22 protein-coding genes are annotated in these 25,905 nt (G+C 69.8%); 18 read left to right on the top strand and 4 right to left on the bottom strand.

What is annotated here, in order from left to right; genetic code table 11:
* Positions 1 to 297 precede the first annotated feature (297 nt).
* The 9 genes from ACZ7OO_RS07140 to pqqE all read left to right on the top strand — a co-directional run bounded on the left by ACZ7OO_RS07140 (position 298) and on the right by pqqE (position 9,225).
* A complete protein-coding gene (locus ACZ7OO_RS07140) occupies positions 298 to 1,692 on the top strand; it encodes a LytTR family transcriptional regulator DNA-binding domain-containing protein (RefSeq protein ID WP_471502278.1) in 1,395 nt (464 codons plus the stop codon).
* A 72-nt stretch (positions 1,693 to 1,764) separates the two neighbouring features.
* Complete coding sequence (gene katG / locus ACZ7OO_RS07135) at positions 1,765 to 3,972, top strand: catalase/peroxidase HPI (RefSeq protein ID WP_471502378.1); 2,208 nt, start codon at positions 1,765 to 1,767, stop codon at positions 3,970 to 3,972.
* Between the two features lie 336 nt (positions 3,973 to 4,308).
* Positions 4,309 to 4,770 carry an MSMEG_3727 family PQQ-associated protein gene (locus tag ACZ7OO_RS07130; RefSeq protein ID WP_471502276.1) on the top strand — a complete coding sequence of 154 codons (462 nt, stop codon included), beginning with the start codon at positions 4,309 to 4,311 and terminating at the stop codon, positions 4,768 to 4,770.
* Positions 4,771 to 4,792: 22 nt separating this feature from the next.
* Positions 4,793 to 6,502, top strand: a complete 1,710-nt coding sequence (locus tag ACZ7OO_RS07125; protein WP_471502274.1) for a PQQ-dependent dehydrogenase, methanol/ethanol family — start codon at positions 4,793 to 4,795, stop codon at positions 6,500 to 6,502.
* A 47-nt stretch (positions 6,503 to 6,549) separates the two neighbouring features.
* A complete protein-coding gene (gene pqqA / locus ACZ7OO_RS07120; protein WP_358922189.1) occupies positions 6,550 to 6,681 on the top strand; it encodes a pyrroloquinoline quinone precursor peptide PqqA in 132 nt (43 codons plus the stop codon).
* Positions 6,682 to 6,806: 125 nt separating this feature from the next.
* Entirely contained in the window at positions 6,807 to 7,058 is a 252-nt protein-coding gene (locus ACZ7OO_RS07115; protein ID WP_471502272.1) for a hypothetical protein, read from the top strand.
* A gap of 4 nt (positions 7,059 to 7,062) precedes the next feature.
* Positions 7,063 to 7,761, top strand: coding sequence for a pyrroloquinoline-quinone synthase PqqC (gene pqqC, locus ACZ7OO_RS07110; RefSeq protein WP_471502270.1), 699 nt, complete (start codon positions 7,063 to 7,065; stop codon positions 7,759 to 7,761).
* Positions 7,762 to 7,766: 5 nt separating this feature from the next.
* Complete coding sequence (pqqD, locus tag ACZ7OO_RS07105) at positions 7,767 to 8,096, top strand: pyrroloquinoline quinone biosynthesis peptide chaperone PqqD (RefSeq protein WP_471502268.1); 330 nt, start codon at positions 7,767 to 7,769, stop codon at positions 8,094 to 8,096.
* Positions 8,089 to 9,225 (top strand): pyrroloquinoline quinone biosynthesis protein PqqE, encoded by a 1,137-nt coding sequence (pqqE, locus tag ACZ7OO_RS07100; protein WP_471502266.1) that lies wholly within the window; start codon positions 8,089 to 8,091, stop codon positions 9,223 to 9,225. Before pqqD ends, pqqE begins: the two co-directional genes overlap by 8 nt.
* Positions 9,226 to 9,272: 47 nt before the next feature.
* On the opposite strand, the gene ACZ7OO_RS07095 is transcribed toward pqqE, so the two are convergent.
* Complete coding sequence (locus ACZ7OO_RS07095) at positions 9,273 to 9,812, bottom strand: manganese efflux pump MntP (protein ID WP_471502264.1); 540 nt, start codon at positions 9,810 to 9,812, stop codon at positions 9,273 to 9,275.
* A 264-nt stretch (positions 9,813 to 10,076) separates the two neighbouring features.
* Between ACZ7OO_RS07095 and ACZ7OO_RS07090 the strand changes: the two genes are divergently transcribed.
* Both ACZ7OO_RS07090 and ACZ7OO_RS07085 read left to right on the top strand, forming a co-directional pair.
* Positions 10,077 to 10,271, top strand: coding sequence for a hypothetical protein (locus ACZ7OO_RS07090; protein ID WP_471502262.1), 195 nt, complete (start codon positions 10,077 to 10,079; stop codon positions 10,269 to 10,271).
* Positions 10,268 to 11,215, top strand: coding sequence for a sigma-70 family RNA polymerase sigma factor (locus ACZ7OO_RS07085; protein ID WP_471502260.1), 948 nt, complete (start codon positions 10,268 to 10,270; stop codon positions 11,213 to 11,215). The genes ACZ7OO_RS07090 and ACZ7OO_RS07085 overlap by 4 nt, the downstream gene beginning before the upstream one ends.
* A 147-nt stretch (positions 11,216 to 11,362) precedes the next feature.
* Here the strand turns inward: ACZ7OO_RS07085 and ACZ7OO_RS07080 are convergent, their stop codons facing one another.
* Positions 11,363 to 15,469 carry a carboxypeptidase regulatory-like domain-containing protein gene (locus tag ACZ7OO_RS07080; RefSeq protein ID WP_471502258.1) on the bottom strand — a complete coding sequence of 1,369 codons (4,107 nt, stop codon included), beginning with the start codon at positions 15,467 to 15,469 and terminating at the stop codon, positions 11,363 to 11,365.
* Positions 15,470 to 15,963: 494 nt separating this feature from the next.
* Here ACZ7OO_RS07080 and ACZ7OO_RS07075 point away from each other — a divergent pair, with 494 nt between their 5' ends.
* From ACZ7OO_RS07075 to ACZ7OO_RS07060, 4 genes are all read left to right on the top strand, one after another.
* Positions 15,964 to 16,998, top strand: a complete 1,035-nt coding sequence (locus ACZ7OO_RS07075) for a helix-turn-helix transcriptional regulator (RefSeq protein WP_471502256.1) — start codon at positions 15,964 to 15,966, stop codon at positions 16,996 to 16,998.
* A gap of 294 nt (positions 16,999 to 17,292) precedes the next feature.
* Complete coding sequence (gene panD, locus ACZ7OO_RS07070; protein ID WP_471502254.1) at positions 17,293 to 17,712, top strand: aspartate 1-decarboxylase; 420 nt, start codon at positions 17,293 to 17,295, stop codon at positions 17,710 to 17,712.
* A 30-nt stretch (positions 17,713 to 17,742) separates the two neighbouring features.
* Positions 17,743 to 18,087, top strand: coding sequence for a GNAT family N-acetyltransferase (locus tag ACZ7OO_RS07065; protein ID WP_471502376.1), 345 nt, complete (start codon positions 17,743 to 17,745; stop codon positions 18,085 to 18,087).
* A 10-nt stretch (positions 18,088 to 18,097) separates the two neighbouring features.
* Positions 18,098 to 18,739, top strand: a complete 642-nt coding sequence (locus tag ACZ7OO_RS07060; RefSeq protein ID WP_471502252.1) for an aspartate/glutamate racemase family protein — start codon at positions 18,098 to 18,100, stop codon at positions 18,737 to 18,739.
* Between the two features lie 470 nt (positions 18,740 to 19,209).
* Here ACZ7OO_RS07060 and gndA read toward each other — a convergent pair whose 3' ends face one another.
* Positions 19,210 to 20,649, bottom strand: coding sequence for an NADP-dependent phosphogluconate dehydrogenase (gene gndA, locus ACZ7OO_RS07055; RefSeq protein WP_471502250.1), 1,440 nt, complete (start codon positions 20,647 to 20,649; stop codon positions 19,210 to 19,212).
* Positions 20,650 to 21,002: 353 nt separating this feature from the next.
* Here gndA and ACZ7OO_RS07050 point away from each other — a divergent pair, with 353 nt between their 5' ends.
* Positions 21,003 to 22,190, top strand: a complete 1,188-nt coding sequence (locus ACZ7OO_RS07050; RefSeq protein ID WP_471502248.1) for a transglycosylase family protein — start codon at positions 21,003 to 21,005, stop codon at positions 22,188 to 22,190.
* On the opposite strand, the gene ACZ7OO_RS07045 is transcribed toward ACZ7OO_RS07050, so the two are convergent.
* Positions 22,180 to 23,667, bottom strand: a complete 1,488-nt coding sequence (locus ACZ7OO_RS07045; RefSeq protein ID WP_471502246.1) for a DMT family transporter — start codon at positions 23,665 to 23,667, stop codon at positions 22,180 to 22,182. The two genes, ACZ7OO_RS07050 and ACZ7OO_RS07045, sit on opposite strands and share 11 nt — an antisense overlap.
* Positions 23,668 to 23,880: 213 nt before the next feature.
* On the opposite strand from ACZ7OO_RS07045, the gene ACZ7OO_RS07040 reads away from it, so the two are divergent.
* The gene (locus ACZ7OO_RS07040) at positions 23,881 to 24,666 is read left to right on the top strand and encodes a (2Fe-2S)-binding protein (protein ID WP_471502374.1); all 786 of its coding nucleotides are present in this window, start codon (positions 23,881 to 23,883) and stop codon (positions 24,664 to 24,666) included.
* Between the two features lie 38 nt (positions 24,667 to 24,704).
* Entirely contained in the window at positions 24,705 to 25,856 is a 1,152-nt protein-coding gene (glgA, locus tag ACZ7OO_RS07035; protein ID WP_471502372.1) for a glycogen synthase, read from the top strand.
* The last annotated feature ends 49 nt before the right edge of the window (positions 25,857 to 25,905 follow it).

The following is a 25,905-nucleotide window of genomic DNA, read 5'->3' as shown; positions in this document are numbered from 1 at the left end:
GGGCATGCCGGCTTGGCGCAACCTGGCATCGGCAGAAGACTTGCTGGCCGGCTGGCTACAGGCGCTGCTCCAGGTACCGATCGCACACGCGGCCCGAAGAGGGACGTGCGCAGCTCGGCTACGGTACCTAGGGTGGGGAGTGCAGGTCTGTGACCCAGTATGGAGTGAGTGACAAAGCAGCAGGACGCGCGACGCAATGGCCAGTCCGCGGTAGGCCCCGCCGCGACGAGCGGCGACCGGCGCGGACCGCGCGCACGCCGTCGAGCGTTGGGGATGGACCAAGGGCGGTTCTGAACCATGAGGGATGTACATCGGTTTGAGTCCATCTCGGCGAACCCGGGCGGCGGCACCGTGCTCGCGGCGTGGGAACGGTTCGTGCAGGGCGAGGATCACATCCCGGGTGTCCGACCCCTGGTGGCGATCTCCTGGCATCGCTGCCGGGAGCAGTACAGGGTCGATCCTCACCTCACAGAGGCTCCCGTAGCCGTCGCGGAGCCCGACCATACGCCCGAGCATGATGTCGTCTTCGCTGAGCTGGGTTTTCGTGCCGCCTCCGTGGCACATGAAGTGGGCAACCTCGGCGGCGTCGTTACCGTCACCGATGCCACCGGCCGGATCCTGGCCGAGTGGGGTGATCAAGCCACGCTCGCCAGAGCCGGCGACTCGAATCTGGCGCCTCGGTTCTGCTGGTCCGAGTGCGCGGTCGGCACGAACGGCATGGGCACGGCGCTCGAGGCGCACGGCCCGGTACCGATCAGGGGCGCGGAGCACTGGTGCCAGGCGTTCCACGACTGGGTCGGCGCGGGCATGGCGGTGCGTGACGTGGTGACCAGGGAACCGATCGCGGTCCTGAACATCTGCTGCTGGCGCAGCCAGCTTCCCGCATCCGCGGAAAGCTGGCTGGCGAACGCGGTCACCATGACCCAGCACCCGCTGAAGAGGCGCGCCCGGGACAGCGGCGCCGAGCTGGTCGCTGCCTACACCCAGGCCAGGGCACGCTCCAGGGCGGCGCTCGCCGCGGTGGACACCGCGGGCAAGGTGGTGATCGCCGACGACATGGCCGGCGTGCTCCTGGGCGTCCCAGCATGCACCCCGGCGGTCGATCCCACACTGCGATGGAACCCCGGGCTGCCGGAATTGATCGGAGCCGTCCGGTATGCCACCAGCCAGGCGGCTCACAATCCCGAGTGGGTCGGCTCGACGCAGATCTTTGCCCATCTCGCCGACGAGCCGACATCGATCACTGTCCGACCCGTCTTCTCGTCCGGACACCTGATCGGGGACCTGGTCTCGTTCGGTTCCTCCGACGGAGCGCAGTTGCTCCAGGCGGAGGGGCCCGCGCACCCCTGCGTGCAGCCACGCCGACTGGTCGCGACGCGCGGCAACCGGATGGTGCTGCTGCGGCTGCCGGAAGTCTCCTTCGCCGAGTCGCAGGGAAACGACGTGTGGCTCTCCACCGATCAGGGGCGATTGCGATCCGCCTCTCTGAGCCTGGACAAGCTCGACAGTGAGCTGGCGGATGTCGGCTTCCTGCGAGTGCACCGCCGGTATGTGGTCAACCTCAGCCGCATCCGGGAGATCGAGCGCGGGGTCAAGGGCGAGCTGATGCTGGTCATGGACGACCGGACGAACCAGATGGTGCCGGTCTCCCGGCGGAACGCGTCGGCCGTGCGTCGCGCGCTGGACATCTGATGAGCCCGGCACGCCCTCTGTTCCCGGAAGGAAGTTCCCGTGTCTGACAGTCCGGACGCCGTGGTCGGCGAGATGACCCCGGGGAGCGCGGGCGGCCTCGGCCTCTCCGTCTCGGCCGGGCATCCCAGTCACCCGGTCGGGGGTGCGAGCAACCGCGACTGGTGGCCGAAACAGCTCAACCTGACGATCCTCCGGAAACACCCCGCCATGTCCGATCCCATGGGCGAGGACTTCGACTACGCCGCGGAGTTCCGGACGCTCGACCTCGACGCCCTGGCGCGGGACGTGGACGAGGCGCTGACGACGTCGCAGGAGTGGTGGCCCGCCGACTTCGGCCACTACGGGCCGCTCGTGATCCGGATGGTGTGGCATTGCGCCGGGACATACCGCATCGGCGACGGCCGCGGCGGCGCGGGTGCCGGCATGCAGCGTTTCGCGCCGCTGAACAGCTGGCCGGACAATCGCAACCTCGACAAGGCACGCCGGCTGCTCTGGCCGGTAAAGAAGAAGTACGGCCGCAAGATTTCGTGGGCCGACCTGATGGTCTTCGCGGGCAACCGCGCCCTGGAGACCATGGGCCTCACGACCTTCGGCTTCGCCGGCGGCCGGGGGGAGGTCTGGGAGCCCGACGAGGACATCTACTGGGGCCCCGAGCGCGCCTGGCTCGGCGACGAACGCCACGGCGGCGTCCGGGAGCTGGAGAACCCTCTGGCCGCCGTCCAGATGGGCCTCATCTACGTCAACCCGGAGGGACCGAACACCGTCCCGGACCCGCTCACCGCGGCCCGGGACATCCGCGAGACGTTCCGGCGCATGGGGATGAACGACGAGGAGACCGTCGCGTTGATCGCGGGCGGTCACACGTTCGGCAAGTCCCACGGCGCGGCCGACCCGGACGCCTACCTCGGCCCCGAACCCGAGGGCGCCCCCCTTGAGGAGCAGGGCCTGGGCTGGAAGAGCAGCTACGGCACCGGAAAGGGCGCGGACACCATCTCCAGCGGGCTCGCGGGCACATGGACACCCACCCCGACGAGATGGGACAACAGCTTCTTCGAGACCCTGTTCGGCTACGAGTGGGACCTGGAGCTGAGCCCCGCCGGCCTGTGGCAGTGGATCCCGAGAGACGGCGGCGGGGCCGGCACCGTGCCGGACGCCCACGACCCATCGACGACGCACGCCCCGACGATGCTGACGACGGACCTCGCGCTGCGGATGGACCGGGTCTACGAGCCGATCTCCCGGCGCTTCCTGGAGAACCCGGACCAGCTCGCGGACGCGTTCGCCCGGGCCTGGTTCAAGCTGACACACCTCGACATGGGCCCGATCCAGCGCTATCTCGGACCGCTGGTCCCCAGGGAGACGCTGCGCTGGCAGGACCCGGTCCCCGCTGTGGACCACGAGCTCGTCGGGGCGGCGGACATCGCCAGGCTCAAGATCCAGATCCTCGCCTCCGGGCTGCCGGTCTCCCAGCTCGTCTCGACCGCGTGGGCGTCGGCCTCGACGTTCCGCGTCAGCGACAGACGTGGCGGGGCGAACGGTGCGCGCATTCGCCTCGAGCCGCAGCGGGACTGGGAGGTCAACGACCCCGAGACGCTGGCACGAGTGCTGCGCACCCTGGAGGGGATCCAGGCGTCCTTCAACGGCTCCCAGACCGGGGACAAGAAGATCTCGCTGGCCGACCTCATCGTGCTCGGCGGAGCCGCCGCTGTCGAGCAGGCCGCCGAGACCGCCGGCTACGACGTCCAGGTCCCCTTCACTCCGGGACGCACAGACGCCACACAGGAGTGGACCGATGCGGAGTCCTTCGCCCCGCTCCAGCCGAACGCGGACGGGTTCCGCAACTACCACGGCAAGGGCAACCGGCTGCCGTCGGAGCACCTGCTGGTCGACCGCGCGAATCTGCTGAACCTGAGCGCGCCCGAGATGACCGTCCTCGTGGGTGGCCTGCGTGTGCTGGGCGCCAACCACCGGCAGTCGCCGCTGGGCGTCTTCACCTCTGCGCCCGGGGCGCTGACCAACGACTTCTTCGTGAATCTGCTCGACACGGGCACGGAATGGACGCCGACATCCGCGACCGCGGAAACCTTCGAGGGTCGTGACCGCGCCACCGGCGAGGTCAAGTGGACCGGTAGCCGCGTCGACCTCGTCTTCGGCTCGAACTCCGAACTGCGTGCCGTCGCGGAGGTCTACGCGAGCGACGACGCACGCGAGAAGTTCGTGCGGGACTTCGTCGCCGCGTGGAACAAGGTCATGAACCTCGATCGGTACGACCTCCCTTGATCGACGCGTCGCAGTGCGGGCCGGCCGCTCTTAACGGTGGCACATCGGGTACGAACGGCAGATGGTCGCGGACGAACGGCATGTGCCGGCCCGAACCAGGACCCACCTTGTCGGTGTGATTCGTCCGGCGTAGCGTGTTTCTCGACTACTGATTTCGCATCCTTTCCGGTGCTATTCATTCGGCGTGGCGCGCTCCTTGAGTTCCGATAACAGCCGGGCATCGGGTGACGCCAAAAGGGAAATCTCGAGGTGTGTGCAACCGGCTGCGTCGTGCCGCTGTCAGTGCGGCCGATGCGAAGTGGACACAGGGATTCGAATGAGGGGAGAGAAGTCCCGATGACGACCGCGCACGAGCGAGCCGACCTGCTGGACAGCATCGGGTTGGCCGCACAGAACAAGGCAGCGCTGGGCCAGGTGCTGGGAACCGGAAGCATTGGGCAGGCCACCGAGAAACCCGATGGCCACATGGAGGCCACTATTCGCATCCACCCGGATGAGCTGACCTGGGATCCCTCCATTCTGGTCATGCCCCATGGAGGCGATATCGAGCTGGAGCTCGTCAATGACGACCAGAACACGCACTGCGCGCTTCTGCCGAGCAACGGCGACCGGAAGTTCATCTGGTTGGTGAACCATTCGCACGGACACGCGCACCTCAACCTCGACGGGCCGGGCTACTACTGGTACGCCTCGCCCACGGGCAACGACGAGGGACGGGGGCTGACCGGGGCCATCGTCGTCCTGGGTGACGCTCCGCCAGAGGCTCGCCTCGACCGTCCCGAACAGCCGCGGCCGTAGGAAGAAGTGGGAGGTGGAGGAAATGACTGTCGACTACGCCGACTACGTCGACGCGGGTGAGGCTGTCGATCAGGGAGCCCTGAGCGGCAAGGTCGCGGGCGGGGAGGTCGCGCCGCCGGTAGTGGCCGGCGTCAACTACGAGCGCCTGCTCAATGCCCGCGAGGAACCCCAGAACTGGCTCACCTACTACGGCGCCTACAACGGGCAGCGGTACAGCTCGCTGGATCAGATCAACACGGAGAACGTCAAGCGCATCGGCCCCGCGTGGGTCTTCCAGGCCGGCACGACCGGCCTGATCGCGGGCGCGTCGACCTACTCCTTCGAGGCCGCCCCGATCGTCGTCGACGGGGTCATGTTCCTCTCCGGCTGGGACGGCTGGGTCTGGGCCCTTGACGCGAAGACGGGTGTGGAGATCTGGCGGTACAAGCATGCGGTCCCCTTCGACGTGTCCTTGTGCTGCGGGAACGTGAACCGTGGGGTCGCCGTGGCTCAGGGGAAGGTCTTCTTCGTCACGGCGAACGCCCGTGTGCTCGCACTCGACGCCACCACCGGCAAGCGGGTCTGGGACAAGACCTACGGAGACGTCCGGGCCGGGGAGAGCGCCACGCTCGCCCCGCTGATAGTGAAGAACATGGTCATCGTCGGGAGTTCCGGCGGCGAGTTCGGCGTACGCGGCCACCTCGACGCGTTCGACCTCGAGACCGGCGAGCACCAATGGCGCTGCTACACGGTGCCCAAGCCCGGCGAGCCCGGCTCGGAGACCTGGCCCGCCGACGGTGAGGCCTGGGCCCGGGGTGGGGCGAACTGCTGGGTCACCGGCACCTTCGACCCGGAGACGAACCTGCTGTACGTCGGCACCGGCAACCCGGCGCCCGACTTCGACGGAGGTGTCCGCGAGGGCGACAACCTCTTCACCGACAGCATCATCGCCGTCGACGTGGACAGCGGCCAGATCCGCTGGCACTACCAGTGCACGCCGCACGACCTGTGGGACTACGACAGTATCGCCGAGTGCATCCTGTTCGAGCAGGACGGGCGCAGACTGCTCGGGCACTTCGACAAGAACGGCTACTTCTTCATCCTCGATCGCACGAACGGCGAGAGGGTCCAGATCACCCCCTTCGTGGATCGGATCACGTGGGGAGCGATCACGAGGGACGGCCAGGTGACGGCCAAGGTGTACCCGGACAAGGAGGGAGAACCGGTCCACTTCTACCCGGGTCCGGCCGGCGCCAAGGAATGGACCCATGCGGCCTACAGCCCGAAGACCGGGTTCTTCTACGTCCCGGTTCAGGACACCGGTGCCACAGCCACCCGGCGGCGCCGGGAGTTCAAGGAGAGCATTCCGTACTGGGGCGCGGGCGTTCAGGTGGACATCGAGGACATGGCGGGCTCCATCAGCGCGTTCGACGCCACCGGCGAGGAGAAGTGGCGCTGGCGCAACGAACTCCCGATGTGCGCCTCGGTGCTGGCCACCGGCGGTGACCTGGTGTTCGCCGGTGAAGCCTCCGGGGAGTTCAACGCGTTCGACGCCCGCACCGGGGAGCTGCTGTGGCAGTTCCAGTGCGGAAGCGGCCACCACAGCAGCCCGACCACCTACATGGTCGACGGCAGGCAGTACATCGCCGTGCCGGTCGGTTGGGGCGGCTGGGCCGAGGGGTTCCTCCCCGGCATGCTCGGCGCGGGGCACGGAAGCGCGCTGCTCGTCTTCGCCCTCCCGGAATCGTCGTAGCGCGTGATCGGAGCCTGCCGCAATCCGGGCAGAGAGGAGGTGAATCCATGGAATCTCAGCTCGCCGTGTGGGAGACACCCGAGACGGAATCCCAGCTCGCTGTGTGGGAGACGCCCGAGTTCGACGAGATCGCGGTCGCGGCCGAGGTGACCATGTACCTCGATCGGTTGGAGGAGTAGCGGATCTGGGGCGGCGCCGGACCTGGTCCGGCGCCGCCCGACGGCTCGGAACGGCCACAGAGGGCCGCGCCTCCCCGGCGCCGGGCCCTCGCGGACCGGCCGGGCGTTCGGCGTTCCTGCCAGGGGTGCGGTCGCTGACGCCGGTGCTGCGCGTGGAGATCGAGGAGTGCGAATGCCTGTTGATCGACGGGACCTGCTGGATCGACGACGCCCCGGACGGCGGCTTGGCGCAGCTACCGTCGCTGGGCGTGCGGCGGACGATCTTCGTGCACATGAACAACACCACCCCGTTCCTCCTGGAGGACGCGTCCGAGCGGCGTGCCTTGGAGGAGAGCGGCATGGAAGTGGCCATGGACGGCCTCGAGGTCCAGGTGTAGAGCCGTGACGACGACAACCACGAGAACCGGCGCCGACGGCTTCGTCGAGACGTTGCGGGCTCACTCGCGGCGGTACCACGACCAGCACCCGTTCCACGTCCGGATGAACGCCGGCCGACTGAGCCGTCGGCAGATCCGAGGGTGGGTGGCCAACCGGTTCTACTACCAGGAGAACATCCCCCGCAAGGACGCCGCGATCCTCTCCAACTGCCCCGAGCTCGACGTCCGCCGGCGCTGGATCCGACGGATCGTCGACCACGACGGCACCGCCGTCGGCGAGGGCGGCATCGAGGCGTGGCTGCGCCTCGGCGAGGCCGTCGGCCTGACCCGCGAGGAGGTCCGGGACCACCGGCACCTGGTACCCGGGGTGCGGTTCGCCGTCGACGCCTACGTCAACTTCGCCGTGACCCGCCCGTGGGTGGAGGCGGTGGCGTCCTCGCTCACCGAGCTGTTCGCGCCCGACCTGATGGCGGCGCGGCTGGCCGCGTTCGAGCGGTGGTACCCGTGGATCGACCCCGAGGGCCTTGCCTACTTCCGTGCCCGCCTGGAGCAGGCCCCCCGCGACTGCGAGCACGCCCTCGAGGTGGTCACCGCGCACTGCCTCTCCGCCGAGTCCCAGGCGCGCGCCGTCGACGCGCTGTCGTTCAAGTGCGATGTCCTGTGGAGCCTGATGGACGCCATCGACCAGGCCTACCCGGAGTGACCACCATGGACCCGACCTGTACCGGAACGATCCGGACCAGTACCAGGACCCCACCCGGCATCGGGGTGGCCGGCTCGGACCGGCCCCGGTTGGCACGCCATGTCCGGCTGACCTTCTGCCGGACCAGGCAGCGTCAGATTCTGCTGCACCCCGAGACGGTGGTGGTTCTGAACGGCAGCGGCGCGGCCATCCTCGAGTTGTGCGACGGGCGGCACACCGTGGCGGAGATCGTGACCGAGCTGGGCGCTCGCTACCGAACCGTCCCCGAGGACGAGGTGCGACAGTTCTTGACCCGGCTCCTCTCCCGGCGCTGGATGGAGCTCACCGATGGATAGCCCGTTCGGGTTGCTCGCCGAGCTCACCTACCGCTGCCCGCTTGCCTGCCCGTACTGCTCCAACCCGCTGAACATGGCCGGCTACCAGGACGAGCTCACCACCGACGAGTGGCGGCGGGTGCTGGTCGAGGCCGGCGACCTGGGGGTTCTGCAGTGCCACCTGTCGGGCGGGGAACCGCTGTTGCGGCGCGACCTGGTGGAGATCGTGGCGGACGCCCACGACCTGGGTCTTTACACCAACCTGGTGACCAGCGCCCTCGGGCTCTCGCGTCCGAGGGCCGAGGAGTTGCGGGCCGCCGGCCTGGACCACGTGCAGATCAGCATCCAGGCCGACGAGCCGACGGTTTCCGACCGGATCGCCGGGACGCCGTCCTTCCAACGCAAGATCGAGGCGATGGCCTTGGTCAAGGAACTGGGATGGCCGCTCACCATGAACGTGGTGCTGCACCGGCACAACATCGACCGCGTCGCCGACGTGCTCGGGCTGGCCGAGGAGGTGGGCGCCGACCGGGTGGAGCTGGCCAACACCCAGTACTACGGCTGGGCCTGGCGCAACCGTGACGCTCTGCTGCCGAGCCGGGCCCAGCTCGAGGCGGCCGAGGTCGTGGTGCGGGCCGCCCGCGAGCGGTTGCGGGACCGCATGGACGTCATCTACGTCATCCCCGACTACTACAGCCGCTACCCGAAGCCCTGCATGGGCGGCTGGGCCTCCCGGCAGCTGACCGTGACGCCGAACGGCGACGTCCTGCCCTGCCCCGCCGCCCAGTCCCTGCCGTTGCCGCGGGCCAGCGTACGGGAGGACCCGCTGGAGCGGATCTGGGCGGAGGCCCCTGTGATGACCGCGTTCCGCGGGACCGACTGGATGCCGGAACCCTGCCGGAGCTGCCCCCGGCGAGAGGTGGACTTCGGCGGGTGCCGCTGTCAGGCGTTCCTGCTCACCGGCGACGCCGCCCGCACCGACCCGGTCTGCTACCTGTCGCCCGACCATGGCCTGATCGCCCGGGCGGTCGAGGCCGCCAACGCCGATTCACGGGCCGACGATCATCCGCTGATCCCCCGCCCGCACCGGCCCGGTCTGCCGCCTGTCGCCCGACCTGGTCGCCCGGGGGGTCGAGGCCGCCAACGCTGACTCGCACGACGCTTTTCCGCTGCTCCCCTGCCTGCCGGTGGAGCGGGTCACTGGCCCAACCACAACGGCAGCGCAGCAGCGGCGATGATCAAGGTGACCCCGCTCAGCAGGTCCGAGCGGATCCGGATGAGGCGCGCCGCGGCGCGCCCGAGCTGCAACCCGACCAGCGACAACACCGCCGTCATGATGCCAAAGGTGGCGGCCGAGAACCACGGCGAGACCCCAAGAACCCCCAGGCTCGCCCCGGCGAACAAGTTGTCCAGGCTCAGCGTCAACGGGATGCCGAACAACGCCCACGGGTGGTCCAACTCGTCCGGCTCGGGGTTCCGGAGGGACGAGATGACGAGGTAGAGACCGTACCCGCCGAGCGCGGCCGCGCCGACCACATCGGCGAAGGCTCCGACGGACTCCCCGATCTGGTGACCGATCAGCAGCCCGACCAGGGGCATAACCGCGTCCCACAGCCCGAAGGTCAGCGCGACCTGCACCGCGCGCTTCAAGCCGAATGGGACCGTGCCGAGCGCGATCGATACTCGGAAATTATCGAGACTGAGTACGAAACCCAGGGCCAGTATTTCCCAGATCATGGCGACGCCACTGCCCGATGACGACCGGCGTCGGCGGAAACGACTCTGCCTCGGCTAGCACCCATCATAATTCTACAGAGTATCTCAGATGGTTCGCCTAATAAACCCGGCAAGGCGATATCCGGAGAATTTTCGACACTACTCGCCCGACAGTGGCCAGTGCTTAAAAAGGCTCATTGATTGAACCTGCGCGCTTCACTTGGCCGGCGCTCGCAGGCTCATTGTGGAGTGGTCGGCTCGTGGAGTGGTCGGCGCGATGACGGAGTGGCCGTCCTGGCCGCGGTCTTCGCCGCCGCCGGGGGCTACGCGTCCTTGTCCACCGGATTCACCCGGGCCTTCGCCGCGAGCGGCGTACTGTCGCTGCTCGGCGCGGCGGCGGGACTCTGCATTGGCGTACGGCACAGCGTGGAGCCCAGCGCCCTGACCGTCGGCCCGGAACCGGTCGAGGAACTTCGATGAACCTGGAGGACGAGTTCGCACAAGTCCGCGGTGAGCTGATCGCGCACTGCTACCGGATGCTCGGCTCGCTGCACGACGCGGAGGACGTGGTACAGGACGCGTATGTGCGCGCCTGGAAGGGCTTCGCGGAGTTCGAACAGCGCTCCTCGGTCAGAACGTGGCTGTACCGGATCGCCACGCGGCTCTGCCTGAACGCCCTGAAACACAGCAGTCGCCGTCTGGTGCCCTCGGCGCTGGGTGCGCCCGGAACCGATCCGGACGACCTGGACGCGCCGATGCTGGAGGCGAGCTGGCTCGAGCCGCTCCCCGATCACCTGATGAGCGCCGACCCGGCAGTCGTCGTGGGGACTCGGCAGAGCCTGAGGCTGGCGATGGTCGCGGCGCTGCAGCACCTACCGCCGCGGCAACGCGCGGTTCTGATTCTCCGAGACGTCCTGGTCTGGCCGGCGTCCGAGGTCGCCGCCGTGTTCGGCACCACGACCGCGGCCGTCAACAGCTCGCTGCAGCGCGCACGGGCCGAACTCGCCAGGGTCGCCCCGGCCGAGGACCAGTTCAGCGAACCGGACGAGCCCTGGCGCCGGGCCCTGCTCGATCAGTACGCCAGAGCCTTCGAGCGGGCGGACCTGGTCACTCTCGAAGGGCTCCTGACGCAGGACGTCCGGTGGGAAATGCCCCCGGTCCCGACCTGGTTCAGCGGCCGAGAGCATGTACTGCGTCTACTCGCGGCCAAGCTGGTTCCTGGCGACGGACGGCGCGTCATGGTGGAGACGTCAGCCAACGGCCAGCCCGCGTTCGCCCTGTACAGCCGCGGTCGTGACGACCTCTTCCACGCGCGCTACCTGCAGGTGCTGACACCGTCCGAAGCAGGAGTGTCGGCGGTGCTCGCATTCCACCGGCCCGACTTGTTCCCATCCTTCGGCCTGCCGCTCGAACGTCTTGCCTGACTCCCGTAGGACGGGCAGCCCTCAAGATCGGAAAGACAACCGCGACTCACTGTGCTTGGGATCTGGATCAAGCGGGGCGAGGAGTAGCTCCGGCCGGGGTGGGCCGACACCTGCTGGCGAGCGGCCCACCCCGGCTTTCGGCCGGGCCTACTTTCTCTTGAGGGTGAAGTTCTTGGTGACAGTGGACTTCTTCTTGATCGTCACCGTCGCGACGGTCGGCTGGAAGCCGTCCTTGGCGACGATGACGGAGAGCGGGTTGTTACGGACGTCGAGCCACAGGGCGTACCCGCCGGTGGCGTCCGTCGTCAGCGTGTAGCTCGTCGCCCAGGTGTCGATCTGGACGGTCGCCCCGGCGATCGGCGCGGTACCGCCGGCGGCGGTGACCCCCAGCACCGTGCCGGTGATCTTGCCCCAGGTGCTGGGCGGGGCGACGCGCATCTCCACGGGGAGCCTCGACAGGGAGTACGGGGTGTCGGAGCTGAAGGACAGCTGGGCGGTGAAGTCTCCCGGCTGGGTCACCTCCGCCACGGAGGCGTCCAGGGTGATCGTCACCTTCGAACTCTTGCCAGGCTGGACCGTGAGCTGCTGCGTACTTTCGCTCAGCCAGCCGACGTCACCCGTCTCTCCCTGGTCGTAGCCCGGCAGCACCTCCACTGTCGTCGCGGGAGTCGCGAGCGCGACGCCGCCACCGACCTTGAAGAAGCCGAGCGCGCCTCCGCCGCGGTAGGTGGCGGTGTCGGCGTTGGGAAGGGTGGCCCAGGTCCCGGCCTGGGGGTCGAGGGCGAAGGCCTGGTTGGTGATGCTGTTGTTGGTGACGCCACCGGCGGCCACCAGCAGGCCGTTGGCGGAGGTGTAGGCGGAGCCCCAGAGGGTGATCGGCAGGTCGGCGACCTGTGACCAGGAGTCAGCGGCGGGGTCGTAGACGTAGGAGTGCTTGACCTCGCTGCTGCCGCTCACACCGCCGGCGCAGTAGAGCTTGCCGCTGATGCCGGCGCAGGAACTCCAGGAGATCTGCTCCGGGTAGTCGGCCACCGTGGACCAGCTGTCGGCGGCCGGGTCGTAGGCGGTGACATCCGTGCTGCCACAGGACTGTGCCCCGCAGCCGCCGACCACGTAGAGCTTGCCGTCGAGCACGGCGCTGCCGGAGCCGGCGTAGGGCTTGGGCGAGGCGGCGCCAGTGGTCCAGGTGTCGCTTTCCGGGTCGTAGATCTCCAGTTTGGCGTCGGGAGCGCCGCTGGGTCCCCAGCCGCCGACGGCGTAGAACTTGCCGTCGATGAAGGCGTGGGCGGGGTCCTCCCGGGTGTCCGCCGCGGCGGCCAGTTTGGACCAGGTGCCGGCTACGGGATCGAGGGCGTACATGTCCTTGGTGTCGGCGCTGCCGTTGAAGCCGAAGGCGGAGTAGACCTTCCCATCGTTGGTGGCGACAGCGTTGTCCATCAGTTTCACCGGCAGGTCGGCGGCCGCCTCCCAGGCGTCGCCGGCGGCTCCCGGGGTCACCTTGGCAGTCTTGTCCGCGGCAGTCGCGGCGGCCTTGCTGGACAGCGGGGAGTACGAGCCCTTGACCAGCTTGCGCGGGGCGCCGTTGGCGGAGGCCATGCTGAACCCGCCGGGCTGTTCGCCCAGTTTGACGGTGGCAGCCGCCGTGCCGGTGTTCTTGACCGTCAGGGTCTTGGTGGTCTGCCCGCCCCAGCCGACCGACGCGGTGACCGAGGTCTTGTCCAGTGTCAACTGCCCGGCCCCGAGGGCGAAGTCCGCGCCGACCGCGCTGTCGGCCCGCACCTTCACCGTCTTGTCGACTCCGGTGTAGTGCGGTTTCACCGCGGTGAAGCCGTGGCTGCCGAAGGAGGAGAACAGGGCGTAGACGCCGTCGCCCAGGGCGGGGTCGTCGGGGGTGGCCAGGGTCACGGTGCTCTGCTTGTTGTCGTCCTTGCTCGTCACGGTGGCGCCAACCAGACCCGCTGTCGTGTTGGCATCCGTCACGGCGCCGGTGAGCAGGCCGCCCGGGAGGGTCGTGACGTGGCGCTGGCCGATGAAAACGTTGTCAACCTTCCACCACCAACCGAACGAGCCGGTGAAGTGGAAGCGCAGTTGCACTGATGACTTGCCGGCGTAGTCCGCCAGCGGGAGTTCGACCTTCTGCGCGCCGAAGGTGGTGCCGGTGGCGGACCACAGCGTGGTCCAGGTGGCGCCGCCGTCGGTGGTCGCGTCGACGTCCGCGCTCTGGCCGCCGATGGCCCAGTAGTCGTTGGCGAAGGCGATCTCGGGTGCGAGGTTGTCGGTGAAGTCGTAGACGGGACTGAGCAGTTGCGTGTCCTGGTGCGCTCCGCCGCCGTAGTGGTCGCTGTCGACGATCGCGAACCCGCCGTCACCGCCGGTGGTGTTGCCGCGCGAGCCCGGGTCGTCGAAGGTCCAGCCGCCGGTCGTCCCGTCGGCGTTGACCACACTCCAACCCTTGGGGGCGGAGTCGGTCGCGTCGAACGGCTCGGTGGTGCCTTCGTCCCGCACCGAGTATCCGGCGGGAGGGGTGGCCGCCCAGGGGTCGGCCGGCACCGGGACGTTCAGGCTCTGGTCGGAGTCCGCGACGGTGATCTTCCTGGTGGGCGATGTGTAGCCGGGATAGACGCTGTCCACGTGCAGGGTGTAGTCGTGGCCCTGGGGCAGCTTCAGGTCGAAGGCGCCGGTCAGGGGGTCCGTCCACACCGGACCGCCGGGCACGCCGTCCGCGGTGATCTTGGCGTAGAGCGGCCAGCCGTGGCCGGAGCCGTCAGTGACCTTGCCGGAGACCGTCCGGCTGGGGACCGGTTTCAGGGCGAAGTTCTTGGTGAGGGTGTCGCCGTCGGCGAGGGACACGCCGGAGGCGGTGCTGCTGGCGTAGCCGTAGGCTTCGACGGTGATGTCGTAGCTGCCGACCGGCAGGACGAGCGAGTAGGCCCCGTCGGCACCAGTGTGCGCGGTGCCGCCGCCCTGGGTGGTGACGGTGGCTCCGGCGACCGGCTTGCCGGTGCTGTCGTCGGTGACGGTGCCGGAGAGCTTGCCGTGCGGGCCGCTGCGGAAAGCGGACAGGCCGTCGGGCGTGCCCAGGCCGGTCGGACCGTCGTAGCCGGCCCCGGCGGTGCACAGGTACGCAGGGGTGCAGCTGCCGTTGTCGCCGTCGGTCACGTCATGGAGACCGGTTCGTGCGGCGTACGGGTAGGAGTTGGGGTACGTGCCTGCGACGGGTGTCCCGGCGGCCGCGTACACCGCGGCGATGATCGGTGAGGAGGCGCTGGTGCCGCCGTACACCTGCCAGCCGCCACCGCCGTAGGTCTGGTAGACGGCCACGCCGGTGGCCGGGTCGGCGACGGCGGAGACGTCTGCGACGGTGCGCTTGTCGCATCCGGTGTCCGTCTGGAAGGCGGGCTTGGACTCGTAGAGGGAGCAGCCGGAGCCCGGGCCGAGGCCGTTGCGGTTCCAGACCGACTCGGACCAGCCGCGTGCGGTGCCGGAGTCCCGGACCAGTGAGGTGCCGCCGACGGACGTCACGTAGGGGGAGACGGCCGGGTAGGCGACCCCGTAGTCACTGTCGCCCGAGGAGGCGACCACGGCGACACCGGGGTGGTTGTAGTGGGCGTCGTACGTCGTCTCGTCGGGGCTCTCGCCGCTGCCCGGGGTGCTGCTGTAGTTGGTGCCGTAGGAGTTCGAGACGTACTTGGCGCCGAGCGCGACCGCCTGGTCGACGGCCGCCCCCAGGTCCTCGAAGCTCGGCTGGTCCGCCTCGACGAGCAGGATGTGTGCGTTCGGCGCGGCCGCGGAGACCATGTCCAGGTCGAGGGAGATCTCGCCGGCCCAGCCGGCGTCGGGCGCGGGGTAGTCGGTACCGCCACGCTGGTCGACCTTGGTGAAGCAGCCGTTGGCGGCGGTGCAGGCGGACAGCCCGTACTGCTCGCGGTAGACGGCCAGGTCGGCCTCGGCGCTGGGATCGTCATAGGCGTCGACGATGGCGATGGTCTGGCCCGCACCGCCGTCGGCGGGAAGGCTGTACGCGCTCTGCAGGTCGGCGGCGCCGTACCCGCTGGGGGTGACGGAGGCGGCCAGCAGGCCCTTGACGGCCTTGGTGTCGGTGCGGCGCAGGGCGAAGCAGGCGGCCTCGCCCTTCTTGGGGGTGGCGCAGGACGGTTCGAGGGCGACCTTCTTCTTCGCCGCCGAGGCCGCCGAGGCGGACGCGACGGACGGCGCCGCCGCGTGTGCCGGGATCTGCATGCCCAGGACCGTCATTGCCGCGGCGCTCAGGAGCGTCAGGCAGGCGGCGGCTCTTCGGCGTAAAGCTGAACGTGTCCTTGGTGAAGTGCGCAAAACGTTGCCCCTCAGTTCGCCTTGCAAGGGTCGACCCGTACGTGGTTCCCGGCCGACGGTGAATGCGGGTAGTCGCATTCATCGCAATCAATTGGCCTACCTCAGGGGGCAATTGACAATAGGCTGTGCGTTACATGTGCATGTCCTGAGCAGATTCCATGCGAATTGGGGCCCGGTCCAGGATCGGGAACAAATCTCCATGCAAATGGGGCCCGTCGCTCAAGAACCGCGCGGGCCATTTCCGGAGGGAAATGATTCTCTGTCGTGACATCAAAACGGCGATCACCGCGCCGGTGACCTGTGATCATCCTCACCTCGGCGGCCGCGCCTGACAAGATCCGCCGGCTGCGGGCCCGCGCAGTTGCGCACTTGCGTAGCATCGGTATCAACTCGTGCGATCTTCCAAGGAGTTGCTGATGGACGCGTCCTCCTTGGATGCACTGTGGGCGGGCACCGGCCTGGGCTCTCTTGCCCGGCAGGCACTGGAATACCTGGTCAGTCATCCGGACGCGGACGAGGACGCGGTCGCGGAGGGGATCGGCGTGTCAGCCGCGGCGGCCCGGACCGCCCTGAGGTCCTTGGAGACCGAACTCCTGGCGGTACGCGTCGGGGAACGGCCCACGCGTTGGAGCGCCGGCCCGCCTCGCTCTTCCCTGGGCGCTCTTCTGGCCCGTAAACGACAGGAGTTGGCGAAGGCGGAGCTGTACGCGGAACAGCTCCACGAGGTCTACAGCACGGCCCCGGGCCGACGGATCGCCTCGGACCTCTTCGAGGTCGTCGAGAGCGACGAACAGGTCGGCGCCCGCTATGTGCACCTTCTGAGAAGCAGTCGGTACGAGGTGCTGCATTTCGCGAAGCCGCCGTATGTGACCTCGCGGGTCACTCCTGCAGATGCCTCGACCGCTGCGGGCGCCACGGTCCGTGCCGGCGTACGGCTCCGGTCCGTTTACGACAGCGACGGAATCGCGGACGACGGATGCCTGGAGACGGCCCTCGGGGGCAACGCCGCGGAAGGGGAGTTGCGGCTCCTGCCCGGACTGCCCATGAAACTGGTCATCTTCGACGGCGCCGCGGCGATCATGCCACTGCGTAGGGACGATCCCGCCGCGGGCTCACTCGTCGTGCACTCCTCAACGCTGCTGGACGTACTGATAGCCCTTTTCGAAAGCGTATGGGAGCGTGCGGTGCCCCTCTCGCTGGAAAGCCGGCCCGCTTCACCCACCGAGAGCGCCGCACGACACGATGGCGACCTGCACAGCCGGACGCGGGACATCCTTCGCCTGATGGCCGCCGGAATGAAGGACGATGCCATTGCGCGCGCTCTCCGGCTCAGCCGCAGGACCGTTCAGACGCATATCAGCGATCTGGGCAGACAACTGGGCGCACGGACCCGCTTCCAGATAGCCCTGCTGGCCCAGGCACGCGGCTGGTTGGGGGATCCGGAGGAGTAAGCGACGCTCCTGGCCGGGGCGGCGTCCTTGGAGCCGAGACGACGGCCTGGTCCCAGGGGCGGCGGAGGTCTTCGGCAGCCGGGGAGTGCAGTGACTGGTACTGAAGTCGGAGACCGACTCCGCCTGAGCGGGCGGGTGAGGACTATCGTCCTGACTTGGGCGACCTGGCATGGGTCAGTGTGAGCCCTGAGACACCCGGGTCCGGCTGACTGACCATGCGAATCGTTATACGCTCCGAAGACCGCCCTTGACCTGCGCAGGCAGGCAGGGAGCAGACGTATTGGGAGCCTCTTCATGCTGCGCACCATGTTCAAGTCCAAGATCCACCGAGCCACCGTCACCCAGGCCGACCTGCACTACGTGGGATCGGTGACCATCGACGCCGATCTCCTCGACGCCGCGGACCTGCTCCCCGGCGAGCTGGTCCACATCGTCGACATCACCAACGGCGCCCGGCTGGAGACGTACGTCATCGAGGGCGAGCGGGGCTCGGGGGTCGTCGGGATCAACGGGGCGGCCGCCCATCTCGTCCACCCCGGCGATCTGGTGATCATCATCAGCTACGCTCAGGTCACCGACGCCGAGGCGCGTACGCTTCGGCCGCGGGTCGTGCACGTAGACCACGACAACCGTGTCGTGGCGCTCGGCGCCGACCCGTCCGAGCCGGCACCGGGCTCGGACCAGAAGCGAAGCCCGCAGGCCGTCCCGGCCTGACCGGCGGACCAGGAGGGCGACATGGGCGACATGAGCGACGTCGAGATCCGCGACGACCGGGCGGCGGGCCGTCTGGAGGCGGTCGCCGACGGCGAAGTCGTCGGCCACGTCGAGTATTTCGTGCTGGAGTCGCCCTCCCGGGCCCTGGTGCCGGTCCACACCATCGTGGAACGGGAACACGAGGGGAAGGGCATCGCGGGCTCCCTCGCCCGTGAGCTGTACGCGATCGCCGAGCGCGAGGACACCCCGGTGGCCCCGCTATGCCCGTACGTCGTCAGGTGGGCCGAACGCCACCCCGACGTCGCGCCGACCCCGGACCCCGAGCTGCTGCGCGCGGCGAAGGAGTGGCTGGTCGCCCACCCCGACCGCTTCTGAGGAACCGCACATGCTCGCCCTCCTCCACACCTCCCCTCTCCACATCCCCGTCTTCGACGCCCTGCGCGACGAGGACCACCCGGGCCTGGAGCTACGACACCTCGTGGCACCGGAACTCCTGGCCCGGGCCCGCCGGGAGGGCCCCGAGGCGGTGGCACCGGATGTCACGGCGGCCCTGGAACGGGCGGCGGCGGACGGCGTACGGGCCGTGCTCTGCACCTGCTCGACGATCGGCGAGGTAGCGGAGCAGGCCGCCGAAACGGTCCGTGTCCCGATAGTCCGAGGCGACCGCCCGATGGCGACGGCGGCAGTGACAGCGGGCCCCCGCATCGCCGTACTGGCGACGGTCGAGAGCACCATGGCTCCCACCCTGGCCCTGCTGCGGGACGAGGCCCGCCGCGCGGGCCGCCCGATCCGTGCCCGTGCCCAGGTCGTGCCGGACGCCTGGACCCACTTCGAGGCCGGCGACATCGAGGGATGCGCCCGCCTGGTGGCAGCCGCCGCGGACGCCGTGACCGACGCCGACGTGATCGTCCTCGCGCAGGCCTCGATGACCTCGGCCCAGCAGCTGACGACCACGACCGTACCGATCCTCTCCAGCCCACGCCCGGGCCTGGCGGCGGCAGCCCAGACGGCACGCAACAACGGCTGACGCCCGCCCGGGCGAGTGCACGGCCCCCGGTCGGGTACGCGGGAACCAAACCGCAGAGGTGAAGTCAAGCCACTGGCTGGAGGACACCATGACGAACCCGCCCCCCACCCCCGCACCCCCCAACCCCCAGCCTCCGGACCCCTACCCCAGCCCGGTCCCGACCCCCGAACCACCCCCAGGCCCCACCCCCACCCCGCCACCCCCAGGCCCCACCCCCACACCACCATCGCCGGGCCCCACCCCGTCCCCGATCCCCCCGGACCCAGAACCCACCCCCACCCCGGAACCGGGCCCACCCCTCACCCGATAGCAGCCCCCGCCCGAACGCGCCCCCAAGGGGCGCGGGGAACCGCGCAAAACCCACGACGGCGCCGCACCCGACCGGCAAGCTCGGCCCCCACCCGGAGGGGCGCGGGGAACTGCGCAAACCCGCAGCTCACCCGCCGCCCATCTGCAACGACCAGGCGTAGCTACGCGGTGACCTCGCTACGGTCCCCGCCCCACAGCGTGTGGAACGACCCCTCCCGGTCCACCCTCCGGTACGTGTGCGCCCCGAAGAAGTCCCGCTGCCCCTGCGTGAGCGCCGCAGGCAACCGCTCCGCCCGCAGCGCGTCGTAGTACGCCAGCGCGGCCGAGAACCCGGGCACCGCGACCCCCTCCCGGGTTGCCGCGATGATCACCTCACGCCAGTCGTCCTGCGCGTCGGCGATCTCCCGGGCGAACGTCTCGTCGGACAGCAGGCTCGGCAGATCCGCCCGCGCGTCGTACGCCGACCGGATCCGGTCCAGGAACGCCGCCCGGATGATGCAGCCGCCCCGCCAGATCGACGACACCGCACCGAGGTCGATGTCCCAGTCGTACTCCTCGCTGCCCGCGGCGATCTCGTGGAAGCCCTGCGTGTACGACACGATCTTCGACGCGTACAGCGCCTGCTCCACCCGGTCGGCGAACGCCGCCGCCTCCGACTCGGAGAGCGCCGTCGGCTTCGGCCCCGCCAGCCCGCGCGAGGCCGCCCGCAGATCCGCGTGGCCCGACAGCGAGCGGGCGAAGACCGCCTCGGCGATCCCCGACACCGGCACGCCCAGGTCGAGCGCGATCTGGACGGTCCAGCGGCCGGTGCCCTTCTGCTCGGCCTGGTCGACGACGACGTCCACGAACGGCTTGCCGGTCGCCGCGTCCACGTGGGACAGCACCTCGGCGGTGATCTCGATCAGATACGAGTCCAGCCGGCCGTGGTTCCACGTACGGAAGATGTCCGCGATCTGCGCGGGGGAGTACCCGGCGACATCGCGCAGCAGCTGGTACGCCTCGCCGATCAGCTGCATGTCGGCGTACTCGATGCCGTTGTGCACCATCTTCACGAAGTGCCCGGCCCCGTCGGGGCCGATGTGCGTCACGCAGGGCGCGCCGTCCTTCGCCTTCGCCGAGATCTTCTCCAGCATCGGGCCCAGCGAGTCGTACGACTCCTTCGGGCCGCCCGGCATGATGCTCGGCCCGTGCAGCGCGCCCTCCTCGCCGCCGGAGACGCCCATACCGACGAAGTGGATGCCCTGCTCGCGCAGCGCCTTCTCCCGGCGGCGGGTGTCCGCGAAGTGCGCGTTGCCGCCGTCGATGATCATGTCGCCGGGCTCCAGGAGCGGTGCGAACTCCTCGATCACCGCGTCCGTCGGATCACCGGCCTTGACCATGATGACCAGTCGGCGGGGCCGCTCCAGGGCCTCCACGAACTCCTTGGCGGTCTCGGCCGCGATGAAGTCGCCCTCGTCCCCGAAGTTCTCCACCAGCTCGCGTGTCTTCGACACCGTGCGGTTGTGCAACGCCACCGTGTAGCCGTTGCGCGCGAAGTTCCGGGCGAGGTTGCGGCCCATGACCGCGAGACCCGTGACGCCGATCTGCGCCGAAGTGCTCATACCGCCTGCTCCTCAAAGATCAAGTCGATCCCGTAGAACGTGCAAGGAATGCTGCCGCCCCTCATGGCCGCCAGTATTGCCCAAAGGCCATCCTGACTCGCCGTCCGACCGGCCGCACTTGCAGATACGGACCACAGGGGCTGACGCCTCAGTAGTCTCACGAGACACTCCGTACGACCGCCGCGCGGCCCACTGGGATGACGGCAGGTCAAATCCGTTGCGGCCCCTGCTGCTTCACGGCGTGACGGCCGTGCCCCCGGGTGTGAGAGGCGGCTGATTGCTGTCTTGTCATGGCCTGTTCGGGGCGCTTACTTTTGGCCTTCCTGACGCGCGTGGCGAGGGGGCTCTCAGACATGGCCGAACGCGGCCGGCACCGCCGGTACCAGCCGAACAGGATCAATCGCGCCTCGCTCACCGTCACGGCGGGCGGCGCCGGGCTGGCGATTCCGCTGGCCGCCGCCGGGAGCGCCGAAGCGGCCTCCGTGTCCACCTGGGACAAGGTCGCCGCCTGCGAGTCCAGCGGCGACTGGGGCGTCAACACCGGCAACGGCTATTACGGCGGGCTCCAGTTCACCCAGTCCACCTGGGAGGCTTACGGCGGCACCCGCTACGCGCCGCGCGCCGACCTCGCCACCAAGGACCAGCAGATAGCCGTGGCGGAGAAGGTCATGGACGGGCAGGGGCCGGGTGCCTGGCCCGTCTGCTCGGTCCAGGCGGGGCTCACCCGCGGTGGCGGCACACCCGACGTGCACACCGAGAGCACCACCACCCGCCCCGCCAAGAGTTCGGTACGGGACGTACAGCCGCAGACCACTCCGCAGTCCCGGGCCGGCAAGGCCGAGCTGTACACCGTGGTGCGCGGCGACACGCTCTCCGGGATCGCCGACGAGCACGACGTCACCGGCGGCTGGCACCGGCTGTACGCGGCCAACCGCGCCACGGTCGGCTCCGACCCCGACCTGATCCTGCCCGGGCAGCGGCTGAGTCTTACGGGCCAGGCCGCCGCGGCTGCCAAGACCCCGTCGTCGGCGAAGAAGGCGGATGCCACCAAGGCGGCCAAGGCAGCCAAGCCGGCCAGGACGAAGGCCAAGGCCAAGCCGGCGGCCGGGACCAGGAAGGCCCCCTCCCACAGCGGTCACTCCCTCGTCGCCCCGGTCGACGCACCGATCGGAACGCCGTATCACGCGTCCGGCTCGTACTGGTCGAAGGGTTACCACACCGGCGTCGACTTCCTCGCGCCCACCGGCACCTCCGTGAAGGCGGTCGAGGCAGGGCAGGTCGTCACCGCCGGCTGGGGCGGTTCGTACGGCTACCAGGTGGTGATCCGGCACGCCGACGGCCGCTACACCCAGTACGCCCACCTGTCGGCCATCTCCGTGCGGGACGGCCAGAGCGTGTCCACGGGCCTGCGGATCGGCCGCTCGGGCTCCACCGGAAACGTCACGGGCCCGCATCTGCACTTCGAGGTGCGGACGGGGCCCGGTTTCGGCACGGACATCGACCCGGTCGCCTATCTCCGGGCCGGTGGCGTCAGGATTTGACCCGCGTCCGGCGCCGGTCCAGCACCTGGCCCGGCAGATAGCCGACGGTGGGGAGCAGGACGCCGGCCATGTCCGCCATCGAAGACGCGGTGCGCTGCTGCGGCATCGCGACCGGCGCCGGTCGGACCTCGCCGTCCACCGACCCGACGAGGGCTCCGTCTCCCACCGCCGCCCGCACTCCCGCCAGGCCCGTCTCGACCAGACCGGCGTTCGCCGGACCCGCTTCCGTCAGGCCGGCGCTCGCCAGGTCCGCCTCGGCCAGGCCGGCGTTTGCCGGGTCCGAGTCCGTCAGGCCGGCGTTCGCCAGGTCCGCCTCGGCCAGGTCGGCCTCCGCCAGATCCGCGTTTGTCAGACCGGCCTGCGTCAGGTCCATCTCCGTCGGACCGGCCTCCGCCAGACCTGCTCTGGCCAGGTTGGCGTTCGCCACGCCGACCTCGGTCAGACCAGCCTTCGCCAGACCCGCTTCCGTCAGACCGGCTTTGGCCATGCCTGCCTCGGCCAGACCGGCTTTGGCCACACCCGCCTCCGTCAGGCCGGCGTTCGCATGACCGGCCCTCGCCAGGCCCGCTTCCGCCAGTTCCACGAGTGCCTCGACCAGTGGCTCGGGCGATGCCTCGGGCTGCGGCGCCGACTCCGTCGGGTGCGGTGTGCTCTCGATACGTTCGGTCGTCAGCAGGATCAGGCCGCCCGTCGCCACCACACCGCAGGCCAGCGCCAGCACCGTGCCCGTAGTGCCGTAGCGGAACGCCTCGTCGAACATCGTGATGCCGACCGCGGCGGCCAGCACCGGGTTGACCACCGTCAGCGTGGCCAGCGGCGAGGCGAGGCCGCCGCCGCGGTACGCGGACTGGGAGATGAGGACGCCGGCGACGGCGTAAACGCCGATCACGCCCAGCCAGAGCAGGTCGGACAGGACGATCCCGCCGTCCCAGTCGATCGCCACGACCTTGGTGAACACCGAGGACATGCCGAAGGCTATGCCGGACGCGACGGCGAGCAGCACGCTGCGTACCGCCGGGTGCCGGTGCGCGGCCCGCCCCGCGATCATCAGCGCGACGACCGCCCCGCCGGTGACCAGCGCGACCCCGACCCGGCCGGCGGAGTCCAGGGCGTGCGAGTCGGAGGAGCCCACCAGAGAGAGCAGGCCGGCCAGACCCACGGTGGCCATGACCGCCCCCCGCCAGGCGGTCGATCCGGCCTTGCGGCCGACGAACAGGGCCGCCATGGGCAGCGCGAACACGATGGTGAGCGCGCCCAGCGGTTGGACCAGGCTGAGCGGGCCGTAGGCCAGCGCCACGACGTGCAGCAGGCCACCGAGGCCGTTCAGCGCCATCGCCCCCCACCAGCTCGGGCGACGCAGCGGCGCGTACTGCTCGTCGGGGGAGGTGACCGCGACCTGCTCCTGCACGATCGCTCCGCCGGCGTAGGCGACGGCGGAGACGAAGGACAGCAACACGGACAACGCGAGGGCACTCATGCGGAGCTCCTCTGCGTCAGTCGGAGCCGCAGGGCGGTCCCGCACGGTGAACGGTCGGCTTCCATGAGCAACACTTTCCCCGCCCGAACGCTTCCCGTCGTCGTACCTGAGCACCCAATGCCTCGTACTACCGATGGAGTAGGGGAGGTCTCTGATCATCCCCAGGGTGGGTGACGCCGGGTGGAGGTCCGGGGCGCCTGGCTCCTGACAAGCCTGGTACTACTGCTGTTCGTGGACCTGGACCCCGATCTCGCCGCGCTCCGGCCGCTCGGCGGATTCTTCGTGCTGCGGACACTCCGATCGGCGGCCGCAGAGCCGGCGGCGGCGTGGGTCGCCGAGCTACCGAGCCTCGCAAAGGCTTATAAAAAAGTCACATCGGATGTTTACGGAGATATCCTAACTTTCCGTGTTGGGCTGGTGGCGGACCGTCTCCGCACCCCCGAGCTTCGGGTCGCCGCCTCCATCGCCCACCAGGCGCTGGCCGCCCGGCTCTGGTCCGTCGCCCTCGGCTGCGCTGCCCGCTACGACGGCCTCCCCGACCTGGACCCCCGACTGCTCCGCTGGGACGCCGGTGCCACCGCCCCCGACGACTTGTGGCTCACCGAGGTGCGCCCGCTGCCCGCGGGCGCCGGACCGGCCACGCTCGCGGACGTCGTCGTACACGGCCATCTCGAACCCCTGGCGGAGGCTCTGCGGGGCCGGTACGGCGTTGCCACCGGGCTGCTGTGGGGCAACGCGGGCTCCGCGCTGGCCGGCGCCGCCCGCGAGCTGGACAGCTGGGCACGAGCCGACGGCCGGACCGAGGTGGCCGACCGGACCCGCACCCTCGTCGACGCTCTCTTCGCGCACCCCCTGCTCAGTCCCGGCGGCATCCGCACCGGCCCGGCCTTCCGGCGGCGCAGCTGCTGTCTGTACTACCGGGTACCGGGCGGCGGGGTGTGCGGTGACTGTTGTTTCACACAACCACCGGGCTCTTCCCCGCGCGCCGCATCTGGGTGACCATGGAACAACCGGCCGTGGAGATCAGGGGGTTGCGGGTGCGAGTGGGACTGCTGACCCGGGAGTACCCTCCGGATGTCTACGGCGGTGCGGGTGTTCATGTGGAGTTCCTCGCCAGGGAGTTGCGCCCCCTGGTCGATCTGGAGGTGCACTGCTGGGGCGAGGGCCGCGGGATCGGCGTCGTCCGGCACCGCCCCTGGTCCGCGCTGGACACCGCCAACGACGCGCTGCGCACCTTCTCCGTGGACCTCGCCATGGCCGCCGGCCTCGAAGGCCGCGAACTCGTGCACTCCCACACCTGGTACGCCAACCTCGCCGGCCATGTGGCCAAGCTGCTGTACGGCGTCCCGCACGTGGTGACCGCGCACTCCCTGGAGCCGCTGCGCCCCTGGAAGGCCGAGCAACTCGGCGGCGGATACGCCCTGTCGAGCTGGGCCGAGCGTAGCGCGATCGAGGCCGCCGACGCCGTGGTCGCGGTCTCCGGGGCCATGCGTGCGGACATCCTCGGCTGCTACCCCGCCCTGGACCCGGCGAAGGTCCATGTCGTGCACAACGGCATCGACACCGCCCTCTACCGGCCGGACCGCTCCACCGACGTCCTCGGCCGGATCGGCATTGACCCGGGCCGTCCCTACGTGCTGTTCGTCGGCCGCATCACCCGCCAGAAGGGTGTGCCGCATCTGCTGCGGGCCGTACGGGACATCGACCCAGGGGTGCAGGTGGTGCTGTGCGCCGGGGCACCCGACACCCCTGAGATCGACCGGGAGTTCCGCGAGCTCTTCGAGGAGCTGCGCCGGGTCCGCGAGGGCGTGCACTGGATCCCGCAGATGCTGCCGCGCGCGGACGTCATCCAACTCCTCACCCATGCGGCCGTGTTCGTCTGCCCCTCGGTGTACGAACCGCTCGGTATCGTGAACCTGGAGGCGATGGCCTGCGGCACACCCGTGGTGGCGTCCCGGGTCGGAGGTATCCCGGAGGTCGTCGAGGACGGCAAGACGGGGCTGCTGGTCGACCTCGGCGACGACTTCGAGGCGGGCCTGGCCCGGGCGCTGGACGCGGTCGTCGGCGACCGGGAGACGGCCCGCCGGATGGGTGAGGCCGGACGGGAGCGCGCCGTGGGGGAGTTCGGCTGGGACGCGGTGGCGCGGCGCACGGTCCGGCTCTACGAGGAGATCCTCAAACAGTCGTAACTGGCAGGCCGCTTGTTGGACGCGATCCGGGTACAGGCTTAGCGGGAGT

It is taken from the genome of Streptomyces sp. NPDC111744 (genome assembly GCF_055634995.1).
This window is presented reverse-complemented; position numbering and strand designations above follow the sequence as displayed.